The organism is Pseudohalioglobus lutimaris (assembly GCF_002866825.1).
In the GTDB taxonomy this organism is placed as follows: Bacteria; Pseudomonadota; Gammaproteobacteria; order Pseudomonadales; family Halieaceae; genus Halioglobus; species Halioglobus lutimaris.
Window position 1 is genome coordinate 1 of the sequence record NZ_PKUS01000028.1, and the last position, 16,185, is coordinate 16,185.

The following is a 16,185-nucleotide window of genomic DNA, read 5'->3' on the forward strand; positions in this document are numbered from 1 at the left end:
CAGACGTGATTGTAACCAACCATGATCTTGCCCTCGCCGATCTCGCCCTTGGCGGCGGCGCGATACTCTCTGCGCCGGAAGACAGCATTTATGTTTTCGATGAGGGGCATCACCTGCCCGACAAGGCACTTTCGCACTTTTCCAGCTTCTGCCGCCTGCATACCACGGCGGCCTGGCTGCAGGATGCCAGGAAGGCGCTCGCCCAGGGCGCTCCCTTCCTGGCATCAATGGATGCTCTGGAGCGAATGCTGCAGCAGCTGCCAGCGCAAATGGACGAGACGGTCAACAGCCTGCAAGCGGCTGAGCAGTTGGTTGCCCGGTTGTTTGAGGGGGTCGACCCACAGGGCGTGCGCGATGACCCTCAATTGCGCTTTGAGCACGGTGTGGTGCCGGAAAATCTGCGCTCTCTGGCGGCTACGCTGGCCGGGCAGTTCCAATCAGTGGCCAGCGTATTTGCGCGGATGGAAGCGGTGTTGGAAGACGCCCTGGATGATGACTTTATAGCGCTGGATAAAAGTGAACTCGAAACCTGGCATATCAACATCGGCGGTATGCTGGGGCGCGCGGAAGGCGCACTCGCCCTGTGGGAAGCTTATGCCATGGGCGCGGAGCAAGAGTCTCCGCCCATGGCCCGCTGGATTACCATGCTGACCGGGAACGGGCAGTACGGCTTTGACCTGCGCTGCAGCCCTATACTGGCTGAGGAGATTCTCAGTGAGCACTTGTGGAGTCGGGCTGCGGGTGTCGTGATCACCTCGGCGACTATAACGGCACTCAACTCTTTTGAACGATTCATACTGCATGCGGGATCGCCTCGCGATGGCTGCTACAAGCAGGTGGTCAGTCCCTTCGACTACGCTAACGCGGTGTTTTCTGTGCCGGCAATGGACTGTGAGCCTGGTGACGCGCAGGCGCATACCAACGCGATCATTACATTGCTGCCTGATTTACTGCAGCCGGAGGAGGGTAGCCTGGTGCTGTTCTCATCGCGCCGCCAGATGCTGGATGTGTATGAGGGCGTGGCGGGAGCGATAGGAGAGCGCATACTGGTACAGGGTGATCACAGTAAACAGGAAACCCTGCGTCGGCATCGCGAGCGTATCGATGAGGGTAAAGGCAGTGCGATTTTTGGCCTTGCCAGCTTTGCCGAGGGTGTGGACCTGCCCGGGGATTACTGCCGCCACGTGATTATTGCCAAGATCCCGTTTGCGGTGCCCGACAGCCCCCTGGAAGCGGCGCTCGCCGAATGGGTGGAAGCACAGGGGCGTAACCCCTTCATGGAAATCAGTGTGCCGGACGCTGCGTTACGGCTGGTACAGGCGGCGGGGCGTTTACTGCGCACAGAAACCGATACCGGCAGAGTAACCCTGTTGGACCGGCGTGTCATCAGCCGCCGCTATGGCCGCGCGATTCTGGAATCCCTGCCGCCTTTCAGGCTTGAACTGACGCGCTAGCGCCGCAGCGCACAAGATTGTGACACTACGACTATTTCTGCCACCCTGGTGCCAGTGCGGAGACCATAACGGTCGCGGACTGTATCCCGGGTGCCTCGCTGTGCTGCTCATGCTGGGAATGGAGCGGGTGAGGAGAATCGAACTCCCGTATGCAGCTTGGGAAGCTGCCGTTCTACCATTGAACTACACCCGCGGTGAAATAGAGACTAACCGCTGAATCGGCGTGGGTCAAAAGACTCTTGTTTGGCGCTAGAATAGGCGCGTCTTTACCGCGGGTTGCAGCATGCATACTGAAATTGCCGAAGTGCTTATCGATATCGAAGCCCATCTGCGTCGTTTGAACATGTGGGAGCAAATTCCACCCTCCACTCAGGCACTGGCCTCCAGTGAGCCTTTCTGCGTAGACACCATGACACTGACACAGTGGCTGCAATTTGTTTTTATTCCGACCATCTATCAGATGATTGAGGACGGAGAGTCGCTACCGGAACAATGCGGCATTGCCCCCATGGGAGAAGCGTTTTTTCGCGATTCAAGCCACGGTGTGGAGGACCTGATAGCGTCGCTGCGAAAAATAGATGAATTACTCTCAGCAGGCGGGAGTCGCTGAACGCGAAAGCGTTCAGGGTTTGTACGGTTCCTGTGCTTCGAACAAGAGGCAGGTATCCGGCGCTCATGCGGCCGCTCAGGGTTGCGCCCCGGCCTGGATTGCCAGGGTAATGGCGCAACGAAAAAGGCCCGCTATGCAGCGGGCCTTTTCGGGATGGGCGCGCGGGATATACCCACGCGCAGGTGCTCGCCTAGACGCGTTCTATAATCGTGGTGATCCCCTGGCCCAGACCGATGCACATGGTGGAGATGCCGAGAGTCAGGTCTCGTTCTTCCATGATGTTCAGCAGAGAACCGGTAATGCGCGTACCGGAACAGCCGAACGGGTGACCCAGTGCAATGGCGCCGCCATGCACGTTGACCTTGTCGTCCATCTTATCCAGCAACTCCAGGTCCTTGAGCACCGGCAATGCTTGCGCTGCAAAGGCCTCGTTGAGCTCAACCATGTCGATATCGTCGATGCTCAGTCCCAGGCGCTTGAGGGCCTTTTGCGTCGAAGGCACAGGTCCGTAGCCCATGATTGAGGGATCCACGCCGGCCAGGGCCATGCCCTTGACCCTGGCGATGGGCTTGAGACCCAGCGCCTGCGCTTTCTCTGCAGACATCATCAGCATCGCCGATGCGCCGTCGGAAATCTGCGAGGACTGCCCCGGGGTGACGGTACCCCCCTGGGGGTTGAAAGACGGCTTCAGCTTGCCCAGGTCAGCCATATTGGTTTCCGGGCGGATGGTTTCGTCAACGGTGACCGAAACCAGCGCGCCGTTTTCGTCGTGCCCGTCGATAGGGATGATCTCACGCTTGAATTTGCCTTCCAACGTGGCCTTGTGCGCCAGTTGATGAGAGCGCATGCCAAACTCGTCCTGCGCCTCGCGGGTGATGCCGTGCATCATTGCCAGGTATTCGGCGGTCATACCCATCATGCCTGCCGCCTTGGCTACGGAGCGGCCCATGCGGGGGTTGGGGTCCACATTGATCGGGTCCATCATCGGCAGGTGGCCCAGGTGCTCCACGCCGCCGACCAGGTAGACGTCGCCGATACCAGCCATGATATTGGCGGCCGCGGTCTGCAGGGCGCTCATGGATGAGCCGCACAGGCGGTTCACGGTTTGCGCGGGGATGGTGTGCGGCAGCTCGGCATTGAGCACAATCATGCGCGCCAGGTTCATGCCCTGTTCGCCGCGCTGGATCACCGCACCCCATATCAGGTCGTCAATCTCGGCAGGGTCCAGCGCTGTATTGCGTGCCAGCATACCCTTGATTACCTCGGCAGACAGGTCATCCGCGCGAACGTGGCGGAAACATCCGTTCTTGGAACGCCCCATAGCTGAGCGGGCGTAATCGACAATCACTGCATCTCTTGGATTCAAACTCACAGTATTTCTCCTTTCATTCTGCCCTGACTCAGTAGTAGGTCTCGCCGTTGGCGAGCATTGCGTTCATGTGGTCGGTCAGCTCATAGGCCTTGCCCAGGTGCGCGAACTTCTCTGACGCCGCTTTGATGGCAGCCAGGCCGACAGTATCCATCCAGCGGAAGATACCACCACGGAAAGGCGGGAAGCCGACACCATAGAGCAACGCCAGGTCTGCCTCGGCGGCAGTACCGACGATTTCCTCTTCCAGGCAGCGCGCCATTTCGATAGCCATGGGCAGCATCATCCGCATGACAATGTCGTCCCTGTCAAACTCGGTGCGCTCACCGACGACGTCGGCGATCATGGTGTATACGTCTTCGTTAACGGTCTTCTTCGGCTTGCCGCGCTTGTCTGCAATGTACTCGTAGAAGCCTTTGCCGTTTTTCTGGCCGTAGCGATCCAGTTCGAACATTACCTCAGTCGCGCTCTTGTAGTCTGGCTGCATGCGATCCGGGAAGCCTTCTGCCATCACATTGGCAGCGTGCACCCCGGTGTCGATGCCGACAACGTCCATCAGGTATGCAGGACCCATGGGCCAGCCCCAACGCTCCATGGCCTTGTCGACGGCCTGGAAGTCGGCGCCGTCGCGCAGCAACATATTAAAGCCGCCAAAATAGGGAAACAGTACGCGGTTGACCAGGAATCCGGGGCAGTCATTGACCACCACAGCCTTCTTGCCCATTTTGTTGGCGTAGGCAACGGTGCGGGCAATCGCTGTATCCGAGGTCTTTTCACCGCGGATCACCTCGACCAGGGGCATGGCGTGCACCGGGTTGAAGAAGTGCATACCACAGAAGTTTTCCGGGCGCTCCAGGCTTTCTGCCAGGCTGGTAATGGAAATGGTGGAAGTGTTGGACGCCAGTACTGCGTCCTTGTCGATCTCTTTCTCGGTCTCGGCCAGTACGATGCCTTTGACCTTTGCGTTCTCAACCACTGCTTCCACAACAATGTCCACGTCTTCAAAGCCAGCGTAGGTCAGCGTCGGGTCAATGCTGTTGAGGACGTCGCCCATTTGATCAGGCGTCATACGCCCGCGGGAGACGCGCTTGGCCAGTAGCTTGTTGGCCTCGGACAAACCCAGGTCCAGTCCGTCCTGGTTGATGTCCTTCATCTTGATGGGAGTGCCTTTCAGCGCACTCTGGTAGGCAATACCGCCACCCATGATACCGGCGCCCAGTACCGCCGCGCGTTCAATTTTCTTGTCGGCTTTCTTTTCCCAGCCCTTGGCTTTCTTGCCCAGCAACTGGTCATTCAGGAAAACGCCCACCAGCGCGGAGGCGACGGGCGTCGTGGCGAGCTCGGCGAAGCCATCAGCTTCAACGTCCAGAGCGTCGTCAAGGCTCATTGAGCGTGCCTGTTCGATGACATCCACTACCTTGATCGGTGCCGGGTAGTTTTTGCCCGCCTGCTGGGCGACCATGGACTTGATGGTGAAGAAGGACATCATGGCTTCGGTGTCGTTGAGCGGCAGCGGGCCGTGTTTGCGCGCGCGACGCTCGGCGTACTCAAGGTTGCCGTCGATGGCATTTTTCAGGGTGGCGAGGGTTACGTCGCGGAGCTGCTCAGGCTCGGCGATGGCGTCGACAGCGCCCGCCTTCAGGGCATCCGCCGGGCGCTTGTCAGCCCCGGTCGCCATCCACATTACGGCCTCGTCGACTCCGATGATACGGGGTAGGCGCACGGTGCCGCCCCATCCGGGGATAATGCCCAACTTGGTTTCGGGCAGACCGATCTTGGCAACGGTACTCATCACGCGAAAATCACAGGCCAGGCAAACTTCCAGTCCACCGCCCATGGCGAAGCCATTGATTGCCACGGCGCTGGGATAGGGCAGGCTGGCAAGGCGATTGAAGTTTTTATTGTTGGTGCCGGTGAAGGGCTTGATGTCTTCCTTGGGCGCACCGAACAGGCTGGTGAACTCGGTGATGTCGGCACCGACGATGAAAACCGGCTTGGCCGATGTTACCAGCAGGCCCTTGATACCGTTCTCCGCTTCCAGGGCATCGAGAGCCGCAGTAAGGCTGGTAACGGTAGCGTTATCGAATTTGTTGACGGATTCGCCCTGAAGGTCGAAGTTCAGCTCTGCGATGTCGCCGTCCAGGCGTTGTATCGTGAGCTGGGCACTCTGATAGATCATGTCAGTGTCCTGTCTCGGTTGGTGGGGGTTCTTGAGGCAACGAAGTGTAGTTCAGACGCCCGGTGCTGGCCATACATTGGCGTGATAATCGGCATAGGCGCCGCTCATCACTAGTGAGCCCAGGGCGAAGTTTACAGCGAAAACATTCCTGGGTCTAGTCAGTGACCAGATATGCTTGCGGAGTGTGATCTGGCAATATTGCGCTCCTGTAACCACGATGACTTTGCTAACTTTCCATCGGCAAAGCGTTGTTAAATCATTTTGGAGAGTTATGAGACAGGTTCCCTATCCCGGTCCGCGGACGACGCTGGTCATTTTTTCACTGGTGTTTACTGCCATGGTCACTGCTGGCGCGGTGCTGCTGAGCATAGACGACCCGGTCTACCTCAAGCTGCTCATCGAAGATGCTGGGCCGGTGCAATTGGTCGGGCAGGTCGCAATCTTTATTGCCTTTGGCCTGGCCTGCCTGTTTGCCATTACCGACGGACAGCGAAGGGTGGCCTACACACAGCTGAGTTACTTGCTGATGTTCTACGCCCTGCGTGAGGCCGATTACCACTACAAAGTGTCAGAGCACGCCAAGGCCACGCAATTCAAGCGCTTCTTCAGCCACGAATTGATTCCATTGTCGAGCAAGCTGTTCCTGGCCACAATAGTGATTCTCTTCCTGGTGGTGTTGTACCGCTACCTGAGGACCCAGCGCCCCGTGTTTATTGCGGCTTTGCGTGACGGCCTGCCCTGGGCGCTCTGCGCACTGGCATGGAGTGGCGTGTTTTTTCTCTCCCAGGCGGTAGATCAGATTCCGGTGTTCCACAATGTCACTGGGCAGGTATTCGAGGAAATTTTTGAATCCAGTGCCGAGGTGCTTGCCCTGCTTGCCATGATTCTCTTTCGCGCGCAGTTGCGCGCACCAGCTATCATGCCGGGGCGACAAGCAGCGTAGGCAGGCCCAGGCAGTGACTTTGGATAGTGGCTACCCGGGTGCCCGGTTTACGCCCTATGCGGGCAGGCGAGTGGGCAATGCCGCGCTGGTCGAAACTGGCGAGGGTGTTGTCGATATCCTGGCATAGATAAGTGATTCCCCAGAAGAAGTCGCGCTCGGGAGGCCGTTTCGAATTGTGGATCACTTCCAGCGTCATTTTGCCCATGCGAAAGAACAGCATGCGTCCCCCCCACTCGGGAACCTCCTGGTCAAGTGCCAGGCGTATGCCCAGGTCTGCTGCAAACAGGCGTATGCAATCATCCGCATCGTTCGATTGCAGCACCAGGTGGTCCACGGCATAGATGCCGTTTGCCACAGGATTCCCGGAGCAGTCGGGCTCACGGAAGTGGGAGCGGGCAAGGGAGATTCCGCGGGAACCGGAATCCACGTGCTGCTCGGTATTTTTCTCCAGGGTCGTATCGAGCAGCGTTAGCGCGGTGATGTGGGCGCTCGCACCAGATGACGACTCGCGCAACTGGATTTCAATATTCCCCAGATGCAGACGTTCCTGATCATCGAGTTTGCCCAGGAGTTGCTGATACTCGGCCCGCGCGGTCCCAAGGTCAGGCACTTCGATAACAATGCGATCAAAGGCGGTTATCATGATTCGCCCTTATTGGACTCGCCAACTGTCAACCGCATCGGGATCGGGGCGAATATCACGGCTGCGCTGGCAGACTTTGGCGACGCGGTCTTTTGCAAGCCGGGTGTGCGCGGCAATGGTTTCGGTGTGGTGGTGATCGGGCGCTCCGCTATCGGCCTCATCCCGCAAGTACTGTAGAATGACACCCTCCTGGATTTCAAATTTGACCCAGCGATAAAGTGCCACGTGCGCCAGCAGGGCGATGACCACAACGGCGGCGATTATAATAATGTCCATGCAGGCGGCTTTTTATGGGGGAGGGCGCTGCTCAGGCCTTTGCCTGATAGCGACCCACCGGTTGCTGGTTCAGTGAATGATGCGGTCCGCAGGGGCTTCTGTTGTCGCCTCTTTTGACGCCTCGGCTGTGACCTCCTGTTCTTGCACGTAAATGCGTAAACGATTGACCACGCTGGTCATCACGTCAATGGTCTGGCTGACCTGGTCCAGGGCCATCAGGATGGTCTCGGTTTCGCTGGGTTTTTTCTCAGACATTCAAGGTTCCTCGGCTGTCGTCATTGTTCTTGTTGCCCTGTCGAAGTAGTGCCCATGCGGCAGCCCCGGTCTGGTGGGGAGTTTGCCTGGAGCGTGTAGAGGATCAATCCCAGCTCAGCGCGCCGCCGGTCTGGTATTCAATCACTCGAGTTTCAAAAAAGTTCTTCTCTTTGCGCAGATCCATGATTTCGCTCATCCAGGGGAAGGGGTTCTGCGCGCCCTTGAACTGCTCTGGCAGGCCCAGTTGGGACAAGCGGCGGTTGGCGATAAAGTGCAAGTACTCTTCCATGATGGCCGCATTCATGCCCAGCACGCCGCGCGGCATGGTGTCGCGGGCATATTGCACTTCCAGTTCGGTGCCTTCGAGGATCATCTGCACGACCTCCTGCTGGAACGCCTCGGTCCACAGGTGCGGATTCTCCAGCTTGATCTGGTTGATGACATCGATACCAAAGTTCAGGTGCATGGACTCGTCGCGCAGGATGTATTGAAACTGCTCGGCCACTCCAGTCATCTTGTTGCGCCGTCCCATGGACAGAATCTGGGTGAAACCACAGTAGAAGAAAATACCCTCGGTGACCGCGTAGAAGCCGATCAGGTTACGTAGCAATTCCTGATCGGTTTCCGGTGTGCCCGTTTTGAACGTAGGATCAGAAAGGCTGTGCGTGTGGCTGAGGCTCCAGGAGGCCTTGGCTGCGACCGACGGCACCTCCCGGTACATGTTGAAGACTTCACCCTCGTCCATACCCAGGGACTCAATGCAATATTGGTAGGCGTGCGTATGAATGGCCTCCTCAAATGCCTGCCGCAGCAGGTACTGTCTGCACTCGGGGTTGGTGATCAGGCGGTAGAGAGCCAGCACGAGGTTATTGGCGACCAGTGAATCTGCTGTAGAAAAATAGCCCAGAGAACGCATGATGATTCGGCGCTCGTCCTCTGAAAGGCCGTCCGCGCTCTTCCATGTGGCCACATCCGCCGTCATGTTGATTTCCTGAGGCATCCAGTGATTTGCACAACCGTCCAGGTACTTCTGCCATGCCCAGTCGTACTTGAATGGCACCAGCTGATTGAGATCGGCGCGACAGTTGATCATCGCTTTTTCGTCAACAGAGAGGCGAGCGGCGCCCATCTCCAGTTCTTCCAGACCAGGCGCCACATCCAGCTCCTGAAGCGCTGCGCTGGCCCGGGCCACCGGGTCATCCTGCGCTGTCGTGACGACGATGGGGCCTGCGGGCGCAGCCGGTGCGGGTGCCGGTGCAGGATGCGCGGGCCTGGGTTCGGTTTCTGTACTGACGGTGGTTTGCATGCTCGCCATTAGCTGATCCGCTGTGGTCGACCCGGAAGCGGGTGTAGCCGGCTTGGAGGGCTGGGCCGTGACCGGTGTGGTTTCGTCTGCGTGGTAGTCATCCCAGCTCAACATTTGTGTTCACCCCCTGGTTTGGTGTTTATCAGGTTTCGGTAATTGTTCTTGTTCATAGTCTATTGGCAGGCCTCGCAATCCGGGTCATCCAGCGAGCAGGCGGCGGGTACGGGAGCTGCAGACTGATTGGAGACGGCGTTGAGGGTGCCGGTGTCGATAGTCGACTTCTCGGTGCCGGTCGCGGCCAGTGAACGCAGGTAATAGGTGGTCTTCAGGCCGCTGTACCATGCCATGCGGTAGGTGATGTCCAACTTCTTGCCATTGGCGTTATTAATGTAGAGATTCAGTGACTGTGCCTGGTCTATCCATTTCTGCCGTCGGCTGGCGGCGTCCACCAGCCACCGTGGCTCTACCTCAAAGGCGTTGGCATAGATGGCCTTCAGGTCTGACGGGATACGATCTATAGGCTGCACGGAGCCGTCGTAGTACTTGAGGTCATTGACCATGACGCTGTCCCACAGACCCCGTGCCTTGAGGTCCCTGACCAGGTAGGGGTTAACCACCGTGAACTCCCCGGAAAGGTTCGATTTGACGTACAGGTTCTGGTAAGTGGGCTCGATTGACTGTGAGACCCCGGTGATATTGGCGATGGTGGCAGTGGGCGCAATCGCCATGACATTGGAATTGCGCATGCCTGTCTCCAGCACGCGGGCGCGCAGGCTGGGCCAGTCAAGCGTCTGCTCCTGATTCACCTGGATGTAGTCCGCCCCCCGCTGGTCAACAAGATGCTGCAGGGAGTCGATAGGAAAGACCCCCTGACTCCACAGCGAACCCTGGTAGCTGGAGTAGGTGCCCCGCTCACCAGCCAGTTCGCTTGACGCTTCAATAGCGTAGTAGCTGATAGCCTCCATGGAGCGGTCGGCAAATTCTACCGCTGCTGCTGAACCGTAGGCCAGGTGCTGCCTGTAAAGGGCATCCTGGAAGCCCATCAGGCCCAGGCCCACAGGCCGGTGTTTCATGTTTGAATTGCGCGCGGTATCGACCGAGTAGTAGTTGATATCGATCACGTTGTCGAGCATGCGCACTGCCGTGCGAACTGTCTTGCGCAACTTGTCCAGGTCAAGGCCGTTCTCGCCAATGTGTTGAGGCAGGTTCACTGAGCCCAGGTTGCACACCGCGATCTCATCGGCGCTGGTGTTTAGCGTAATTTCGGTGCACAAGTTAGAGGAGTGCACCACGCCCACGTGTTGCTGCGGAGAGCGCAGGTTGCAGGGGTCCTTGAAGGTCATCCAGGGATGGCCGGTTTCAAACAGCATGCCCAGCATCTTGCGCCACAGGTTCTCTGCCTTGACGGTCTTGAACAGTTTCAGTTCGCCGCGGGCAGCCATCGCTTCATAGTAGGTGTAGCGTTGTTCGAAGGCCCTGCCATAGAGTTCGTGCAGGTCGGGTACATCGCTGGGGGAGAACAGTGTCCAGTCCTCGCCATTGAACACCCGCTTCATAAACAGGTCGGGAATCCAGTTCGCGGTGTTCATGTCATGGGTGCGGCGGCGATCGTCACCGGTGTTCTTGCGCAGTTCGATGAACTCCTCGATATCAAGGTGCCAGGTTTCCAGGTAGGCGCAGACTGCGCCCTTGCGCTTGCCACCCTGATTCACTGCCACGGCGGTGTCATTGACCACCTTGAGGAAAGGCACGATGCCCTGGCTTTTGCCGTTAGTGCCCTTGATGTAGGCGCCCAGGGCGCGCACCGGCGTCCAGTCGTTGCCCAGTCCCCCTGCGAACTTGGAGAGCATGGCATTGTCCTGGATGGAGCCGTAGATGCCGCGAAGGTCATCCGGCACCGTGGTCAGGTAGCATGAGGACAATTGCGGGCGCAGGGTGCCAGCATTGAACAGTGTGGGCGTGGAACTCATGTAATCGAATGACGAAAGCAGCTGGTAGAACTCGATGGCGCGAGCGTTGCGGTCCGGCTCTTCGATTGCGAGACCCATGGCCACGCGCATGAAAAACACCTGGGGTAGCTCAAGTCGAGTCTCATCGCTGTGTATGAAGTAGCGATCGTACAAAGTCTGCAGTCCCAGGTAGGTGAATTGCAGGTCGCGCTCTGGCAGCAGCGCCTTGCCCAGTCTTTCCAGGTCGAAATTTCCCAGAGCTGGAGAGAGTAGCTCCAGCTCTATGCCGCGGTTGATGTAGGCGGGCAGGGCCCGGGCATAAAGTTGGGTCATATCTCCCTGTGTAGCGCTCCGCGCCACCCCGAGAAATGTCAGCGCTTCAGAGCGCAGCGTGTCACAGAGTAGTCGCGCCGCTACATAGGAGTAGTTGGGCTCTTTTTCGATCAGCGTGCGAGCCGTAATGACCAGGGAGGTGGCCAGTTCATCGGCAGATACGCCGTCATATAGATTCTTCAGTGCCTCGTCGAGAATGACGGCCTCGCTGACATCCTCCAGTTCCGTGCAGGCCTCGCTGACTATCGTGTGCAGGCGATCCAGGTCCAGGGGGACACGTGTTCCGTTTGCCTGTACAACATTGATTGCGCTGGCTGCGTCCTGGGTCTCCTGGGACAAACTGGCCTTGGCGGCTCGCTTGCGGGCCTGCTCTTCGCGATAGATCACATAGTCGCGCGCAATCTTGTGTTCGCCTGTGCGCATCAACGACAGTTCCACCTGGTCCTGGATGTCCTCGATATGCAGTGTTCCGCCGGAGGGCATGCGCCGCCTGAAGGTGGCCGCAACCTGCTCGGTCAGCCGGGCAACGGTCTCGTGAATGCGGCTGGACGCGGCGGCCGTGCCGCCTTCCACCGCGAGGAAGGCTTTGGTGATGGCAACGGAAATCTTGCTGTCTTCGAAAGGAACGACGGTGCCATTGCGTTTGATGACTCGCAGTTGCCCCGGCGCGGTCGCTGCAAGACCGCCGCTACCCCCTGTTGCTCCGGGGTTGTTGTGGGTGGTATTGGCCGTGTCGCCGGCGGGACTGGTTTCCGTGTGCATAAACGCTCCTGGTTGTTCGGGCTGTAAGTCTTATTATGGCCACCCCGCTGCCGGCCGCGACCGACCGGTGCGCGCGCCCCGTTGCTGTCGGCACCAGGCGCAGCGAGCGGCTGATGCAATGTCGGTGTTGGTTGTAACCCTCGGTGTTTCCCGGTCCTGTCTGAGTGCGAAAAAGCGTAACAAGGGGTTACAACTCGCGCTGCTGTCACCGTCTGTTGACCGACCAATGGCCTATATATTGGGGTTGAGGTGGCGATTCACTACAAGATAGTGCGGAGTAGGGCGGTTTGCAAGGCACGAGGCTGGGTTTATTTTGTGGATAAGGTGTGGATAGGTCGCCAAGTCTGCACACACTTACCTCACAAGCCATGAGGGGCTGTGGTCAGCGGGAATTATCCGTTTCTCCAGGAAGAATGTTTCTTGCAGCGCTTGTTGATCCTGCCTGCCTGTACAGCGCTGCTGTTGGCGAATATCTGACGCCAGCGTGGAGAACAAAGCGCAATCGAGGTATCCCGGTATGCGCCAGAACAGTGTCAGCTGTTTGCCAGCAATAGTGTCTCCACAACGGCTTTTTGCGCATGCAGGCGGTTCTCTGCCTCATCCCAGATGACCGTATCGGCAGCATCCATTAGTTCGGCGCTGATTTCCTCCCCGCGGTGCGCGGGCAGGCAGTGCATATAGAGGGCCCCGGGGGCCGCGCGGCTCATCAACTCGCCGTTTACCTGATAACCCACAAATGCGGCTTCCCGGGCTTTCTGCTCGGCTTCCTGCCCCATGGATGCCCATACATCTGTCACAACCAGGTCTGCGCCCTCAGCTGCGCTCATGGGGTCGCGTACGATACTGACCCGGTCGCTGTGGGCTTGCAGCAACTCGTCTGCGGGGTCAAAGCCCCTGGGGCAGGCGATGCGCAGTTCGAAGTCAAACTGGCGAGCGGCGTTGATATAGCTTTGCGCCATATTATTGCCATCCCCCACCCAGGTGACGACCTTACCCGCGATGCTGCCTCTGTGCTCGACGTAGGTCTGCATATCCGCCAGCAGCTGGCAGGGATGGTAATCGTCAGTCAAGCCGTTTATGACCGGGACGGAGGAGTGTGCGGCAAACGTTTCGACAATGTCGTGTCCAAAGGTACGAATCATCACGATATCGACCATTGAGGAAATAACCCGTGCACTGTCTTCAATCGGTTCGCCGCGCCCCAGTTGGGTGTCATCGGGTGACAGGAACATGGCATGGCCACCTAACTGCGTCATCCCGGCCTCGAAGGAGACACGAGTGCGGGTGGAGGACTTTTCGAAGATCATACCTAACACATGACCCGTGAAACGGCGCTCCCCGGTGCCTGCGCGATGCTCCTGTTTCATTTCAATCGCCCGCTGGATCAGCGTATTGAGCTCCGTTGGGCTGAAATCCATCAATGTCAGAAAATGCCGTGTGTCAGCCATCTGCTTACTTGCCTTTTTAAGGGGTTTAACGGGCTACAGGCCCAGGATTAATTCGGCGACGCCGTTGGCCAACTCGGTTGCTTCCGATTCACTGATTAGCAATGGCGGCAGCAAGCGCACGGTATTGCCACTGGTAACGTTAATCAGCAGGCCCGCCTCCAATGCGCGCGCAACCAGTTCAGGGCAGTCGCGGTCGAGTTGAAAGCCCAGCATCAGGCCTTTGCCGCGCGTCTCGACGAGACGGCCGGAGCTTTTGGTTTTACCGTGAATGATCTCCCGGATCAGTGCACCCATCTTGGTCGCATTGCTCATCAGGTTCTCGCTGGCAATGGTCTCGATTACAGTCAGTGCCACCGAGCAAACCAGTGGATTGCCACCGTAAGTGGAGCCATGATGGCCCGGGCCAAAGAGTGCGGCGGCATCGCCCCGTGCCAGGCAGGCACCTATAGGGACGCCATTGCCAAGGCCTTTCGCTGTGGTTACAACGTCGGGGGTGAACCCCAGGTCCTGATAGGCGAACCAGGTACCGGTGCGGCCATTGCCCGTCTGGACCTCGTCAAGCATCATCAGCCAGCCCTGCTCAGTACAGATCTGGCGCACTGCCTGCAGGTAGTCACGGTCAAGCGGGTAGACGCCGCCCTCGCCTTGTACGGGCTCCGCCAGGAAAGCAACGACATCCGGGTTGTTGGCTGCAATCTGGCGAATAGCCTCGGCGTCATTGCGTGGTGCGCGCACAAAACCGCTGACCAGCGGTTCAAAACCGGCCTGAATCTTCCGATTGCCCGTGGCGCTGAGCGTGGCCAGTGTACGCCCGTGAAAGGCGCCTTCCAGGACGATGATCGCGGGCTTTTCCACACCGCGATTGTGGCCATGCAGGCGCGCAAGCTTGATAGCCGCCTCGTTGGCCTCGGCACCGGAATTGCCAAAGAAGCAGTTCTCCATGTCCGTTAACTCGACCAGGCGCTCGGCGAGCTGTTCCTGTGGGGCTATGCCATAAAGGTTTGAGGCGTGAACAAGCTTGTCGGCCTGCTCGCGGATAGTGCGGGTTACCGCAGGATGAGCGTGCCCCAGACCGTTAACCGCTATGCCGGAGAGGCCGTCCAGGTAGCGCCGACCCTCCGTATCGAACAGGTAGACTCCCTCACCGTGACTGAACGTAACGGGTAACCTGGCGTAAGTGGGCATCAACGCCGACATTTTTCATTCTCCATATAAACGCAAAAAGGCAGCTCGGGCTGCCTGTTAAGGAGGCACTATAGACGTGCAGCGGGCGCTTGTAAATCACCTGCGAACGTCGTGGATATATTGGGGTCAGAATAGGGTAGAATGCGCGGCGTCTAACCGAGGACCGGGTCACACTTTCAGCACAGGATTTATCATGGATATTATTGAAACTATCAAAGAGCAGATCGAAAACAACACTATTCTTCTTTATATGAAGGGCTCTCCCAACCAGCCTCAGTGCGGCTTTTCAGCCCGCACGGTACAGGCTTTGATGCAGTGTGGTGAGCGCTTTGCCTATGTTGATATTCTCTCCAATCCTGAAATCCGCGCCAATTTGCCCCAGTACGCCAACTGGCCGACGTTTCCCCAGCTCTGGGTGGGGGGGGAACTGGTGGGGGGCTGCGATATCGTGACCGAGATGTTTGAGTCAGGTGAATTGCAGACGTTGGTTAAGGAAGCCTCATCCGGAGAAACGGCTGAAGGCTGAGAGGGCTGTCCGGCGGTACGCGGCGCGCACCGCCGGCTGTCGAGGCATACCCCCAGGCAGGTCAGGGCGACTGACGCCAGGCCGTCGATAAATAAAAACTATATCCCTGATGCACACAATCAAATTGGTGCCGTTGTGCCGGCTGTGTATGATGGGAGGTTCGAATGTGGGGGCCGCCCCCACAATCTTCATCACCTGATATTTGGAGTAAGAGTAAATGGGCGTACTAGTTGGCAAACCCGCACCTGACTTTGATGTGGCTGCGGTACTTGGAAATGGCGAAATCGTTGATTCATACAAGCGTTCCGAAGAGATGGCTGGCAAATATGGCCTCATCTTCTTCTACCCGCTGGACTTTACCTTTGTCTGCCCGTCAGAGCTCATTGCACTTGACCACCGGATGGACAAGTTTCGCGAACTGGGTGTCGAAGTAGTGGCTGTATCTATCGACTCCCAGTTTACTCACAACGCCTGGCGTAACACTGACGTCAATAACGGCGGTATTGGCGCCGTTTCCTACACTATGGCTGCTGACGTCAGCCATGATATCTGCCGTGCCTACGACGTTGAATCGGAAGGTGGCGTAGCGTTCCGCGGTGCTTTCCTGATCGACAAGGAAGGTGTGGTGCGCTCCCAGTTGGTCAATGACCTTCCACTGGGTCGTAATATCGACGAACTGGTTCGCCTGGTTGAAGCGCTGCAGTTCCATGAGGAGCACGGTGAAGTTTGCCCTGCTGGCTGGAACAAAGGTGACAAGGGTATGGACGCTTCTCCGGATGGCGTTGCGGCTTATTTGTCGGAAAACGCTGAAGGTCTGTAGAGCGCTCTCCCGGTCGACAGCAACGCGGGCTCAGGCCCGCGTTTTTTTATGTCTGTCCGGGAGCAATGCCCGGACATTTGCGCGGGTCGGTGCGCCGCCAATGCCTGGCGCCTGGCGTGGGTACGTG

At 58.1% G+C, this 16,185-nt stretch carries 14 protein-coding genes and 1 tRNA gene; 5 read left to right on the forward strand and 10 right to left on the reverse strand.

Annotated elements, in window-relative coordinates; genetic code table 11:
- Positions 1-1,454, forward strand: a 1,454-nt coding sequence (locus tag C0039_RS16400; protein WP_101518705.1) for a helicase C-terminal domain-containing protein, incomplete at its 5' end; no start/stop codon positions are given.
- A gap of 119 nt (positions 1,455-1,573) precedes the next feature.
- Here C0039_RS16400 and C0039_RS16405 read toward each other — a convergent pair.
- Positions 1,574-1,647, reverse strand: a tRNA-Gly gene (locus tag C0039_RS16405).
- A gap of 90 nt (positions 1,648-1,737) precedes the next feature.
- Here C0039_RS16405 and C0039_RS16410 point away from each other — a divergent pair.
- Positions 1,738-2,064 (forward strand): YqcC family protein, encoded by a 327-nt coding sequence (locus C0039_RS16410; protein WP_101518706.1) that lies wholly within the window; start codon positions 1,738-1,740, stop codon positions 2,062-2,064.
- Positions 2,065-2,254: 190 nt separating this feature from the next.
- On the opposite strand, the gene fadA is transcribed toward C0039_RS16410, so the two are convergent.
- Together fadA and fadB are read right to left on the reverse strand one after the other, a co-directional pair.
- Positions 2,255-3,436 carry an acetyl-CoA C-acyltransferase FadA gene (fadA, locus tag C0039_RS16415; RefSeq protein ID WP_101518707.1) on the reverse strand — a complete coding sequence of 394 codons (1,182 nt, stop codon included), beginning with the start codon at positions 3,434-3,436 and terminating at the stop codon, positions 2,255-2,257.
- 28 nt (positions 3,437-3,464) lie between these two features.
- Positions 3,465-5,612 (reverse strand): fatty acid oxidation complex subunit alpha FadB, encoded by a 2,148-nt coding sequence (gene fadB, locus C0039_RS16420; protein WP_101518708.1) that lies wholly within the window; start codon positions 5,610-5,612, stop codon positions 3,465-3,467.
- A 271-nt stretch (positions 5,613-5,883) separates the two neighbouring features.
- Here fadB and C0039_RS16425 point away from each other — a divergent pair, with 271 nt between their 5' ends.
- Positions 5,884-6,555, forward strand: a complete 672-nt coding sequence (locus C0039_RS16425) for a hypothetical protein (protein WP_101518709.1) — start codon at positions 5,884-5,886, stop codon at positions 6,553-6,555.
- Here C0039_RS16425 and C0039_RS16430 read toward each other — a convergent pair.
- From C0039_RS16430 to C0039_RS16460, 7 genes are all read right to left on the reverse strand, one after another.
- Positions 6,530-7,198 carry a VOC family protein gene (locus C0039_RS16430; RefSeq protein ID WP_101518710.1) on the reverse strand — a complete coding sequence of 223 codons (669 nt, stop codon included), beginning with the start codon at positions 7,196-7,198 and terminating at the stop codon, positions 6,530-6,532. The two genes, C0039_RS16425 and C0039_RS16430, sit on opposite strands and share 26 nt — an antisense overlap.
- 9 nt (positions 7,199-7,207) lie before the next feature.
- Positions 7,208-7,474: a hypothetical protein gene (locus tag C0039_RS16435; protein WP_101518711.1), complete on the reverse strand. Its 267-nt coding sequence runs from the start codon at positions 7,472-7,474 to the stop codon at positions 7,208-7,210.
- A gap of 69 nt (positions 7,475-7,543) precedes the next feature.
- On the reverse strand, positions 7,544-7,729 hold the full coding sequence (locus C0039_RS16440) for a hypothetical protein (RefSeq protein WP_075998856.1): 186 nt from the start codon (positions 7,727-7,729) through the stop codon (positions 7,544-7,546).
- A gap of 103 nt (positions 7,730-7,832) precedes the next feature.
- On the reverse strand, positions 7,833-9,149 hold the full coding sequence (locus C0039_RS16445; RefSeq protein WP_101518712.1) for a ribonucleotide-diphosphate reductase subunit beta: 1,317 nt from the start codon (positions 9,147-9,149) through the stop codon (positions 7,833-7,835).
- 59 nt (positions 9,150-9,208) lie between these two features.
- Entirely contained in the window at positions 9,209-12,079 is a 2,871-nt protein-coding gene (locus tag C0039_RS16450) for a ribonucleoside-diphosphate reductase subunit alpha (RefSeq protein WP_101518713.1), read from the reverse strand.
- 533 nt (positions 12,080-12,612) lie between these two features.
- Positions 12,613-13,527 carry an ornithine carbamoyltransferase gene (argF, locus tag C0039_RS16455; protein WP_101518714.1) on the reverse strand — a complete coding sequence of 305 codons (915 nt, stop codon included), beginning with the start codon at positions 13,525-13,527 and terminating at the stop codon, positions 12,613-12,615.
- 33 nt (positions 13,528-13,560) lie between these two features.
- Positions 13,561-14,724, reverse strand: a complete 1,164-nt coding sequence (locus tag C0039_RS16460; RefSeq protein ID WP_101518715.1) for an aspartate aminotransferase family protein — start codon at positions 14,722-14,724, stop codon at positions 13,561-13,563.
- Positions 14,725-14,905: 181 nt separating this feature from the next.
- Here C0039_RS16460 and grxD point away from each other — a divergent pair, with 181 nt between their 5' ends.
- Both grxD and C0039_RS16470 read left to right on the forward strand, forming a co-directional pair.
- Complete coding sequence (grxD, locus tag C0039_RS16465; protein WP_101518716.1) at positions 14,906-15,238, forward strand: Grx4 family monothiol glutaredoxin; 333 nt, start codon at positions 14,906-14,908, stop codon at positions 15,236-15,238.
- Positions 15,239-15,455: 217 nt separating this feature from the next.
- Positions 15,456-16,058: a peroxiredoxin gene (locus tag C0039_RS16470; protein WP_075998852.1), complete on the forward strand. Its 603-nt coding sequence runs from the start codon at positions 15,456-15,458 to the stop codon at positions 16,056-16,058.
- Positions 16,059-16,185 lie beyond the last annotated feature (127 nt).

Bases quoted from the DNA above. Each gene is read 5' to 3' on its own strand.
- C0039_RS16410 (WP_101518706.1), top strand. From the start codon at position 1,738: ATGCATACTGAAATTGCCGAAGTGCTTATCGATATCGAAGCCCATCTG.
- fadB (WP_101518708.1), bottom strand. From the start codon at position 5,612: ATGATCTATCAGAGTGCCCAGCTCACGATACAACGCCTGGACGGCGAC.
- C0039_RS16425 (WP_101518709.1), top strand. From the start codon at position 5,884: ATGAGACAGGTTCCCTATCCCGGTCCGCGGACGACGCTGGTCATTTTT.
- C0039_RS16430 (WP_101518710.1), bottom strand. From the start codon at position 7,198: ATGATAACCGCCTTTGATCGCATTGTTATCGAAGTGCCTGACCTTGGG.
- C0039_RS16435 (WP_101518711.1), bottom strand. From the start codon at position 7,474: ATGGACATTATTATAATCGCCGCCGTTGTGGTCATCGCCCTGCTGGCG.
- C0039_RS16440 (WP_075998856.1), bottom strand. From the start codon at position 7,729: ATGTCTGAGAAAAAACCCAGCGAAACCGAGACCATCCTGATGGCCCTG.
- C0039_RS16445 (WP_101518712.1), bottom strand. From the start codon at position 9,149: ATGTTGAGCTGGGATGACTACCACGCAGACGAAACCACACCGGTCACG.
- C0039_RS16450 (WP_101518713.1), bottom strand. From the start codon at position 12,079: ATGCACACGGAAACCAGTCCCGCCGGCGACACGGCCAATACCACCCAC.
- argF (WP_101518714.1), bottom strand. From the start codon at position 13,527: ATGGCTGACACACGGCATTTTCTGACATTGATGGATTTCAGCCCAACG.
- C0039_RS16460 (WP_101518715.1), bottom strand. From the start codon at position 14,724: ATGTCGGCGTTGATGCCCACTTACGCCAGGTTACCCGTTACGTTCAGT.
- grxD (WP_101518716.1), top strand. From the start codon at position 14,906: ATGGATATTATTGAAACTATCAAAGAGCAGATCGAAAACAACACTATT.
- C0039_RS16470 (WP_075998852.1), top strand. From the start codon at position 15,456: ATGGGCGTACTAGTTGGCAAACCCGCACCTGACTTTGATGTGGCTGCG.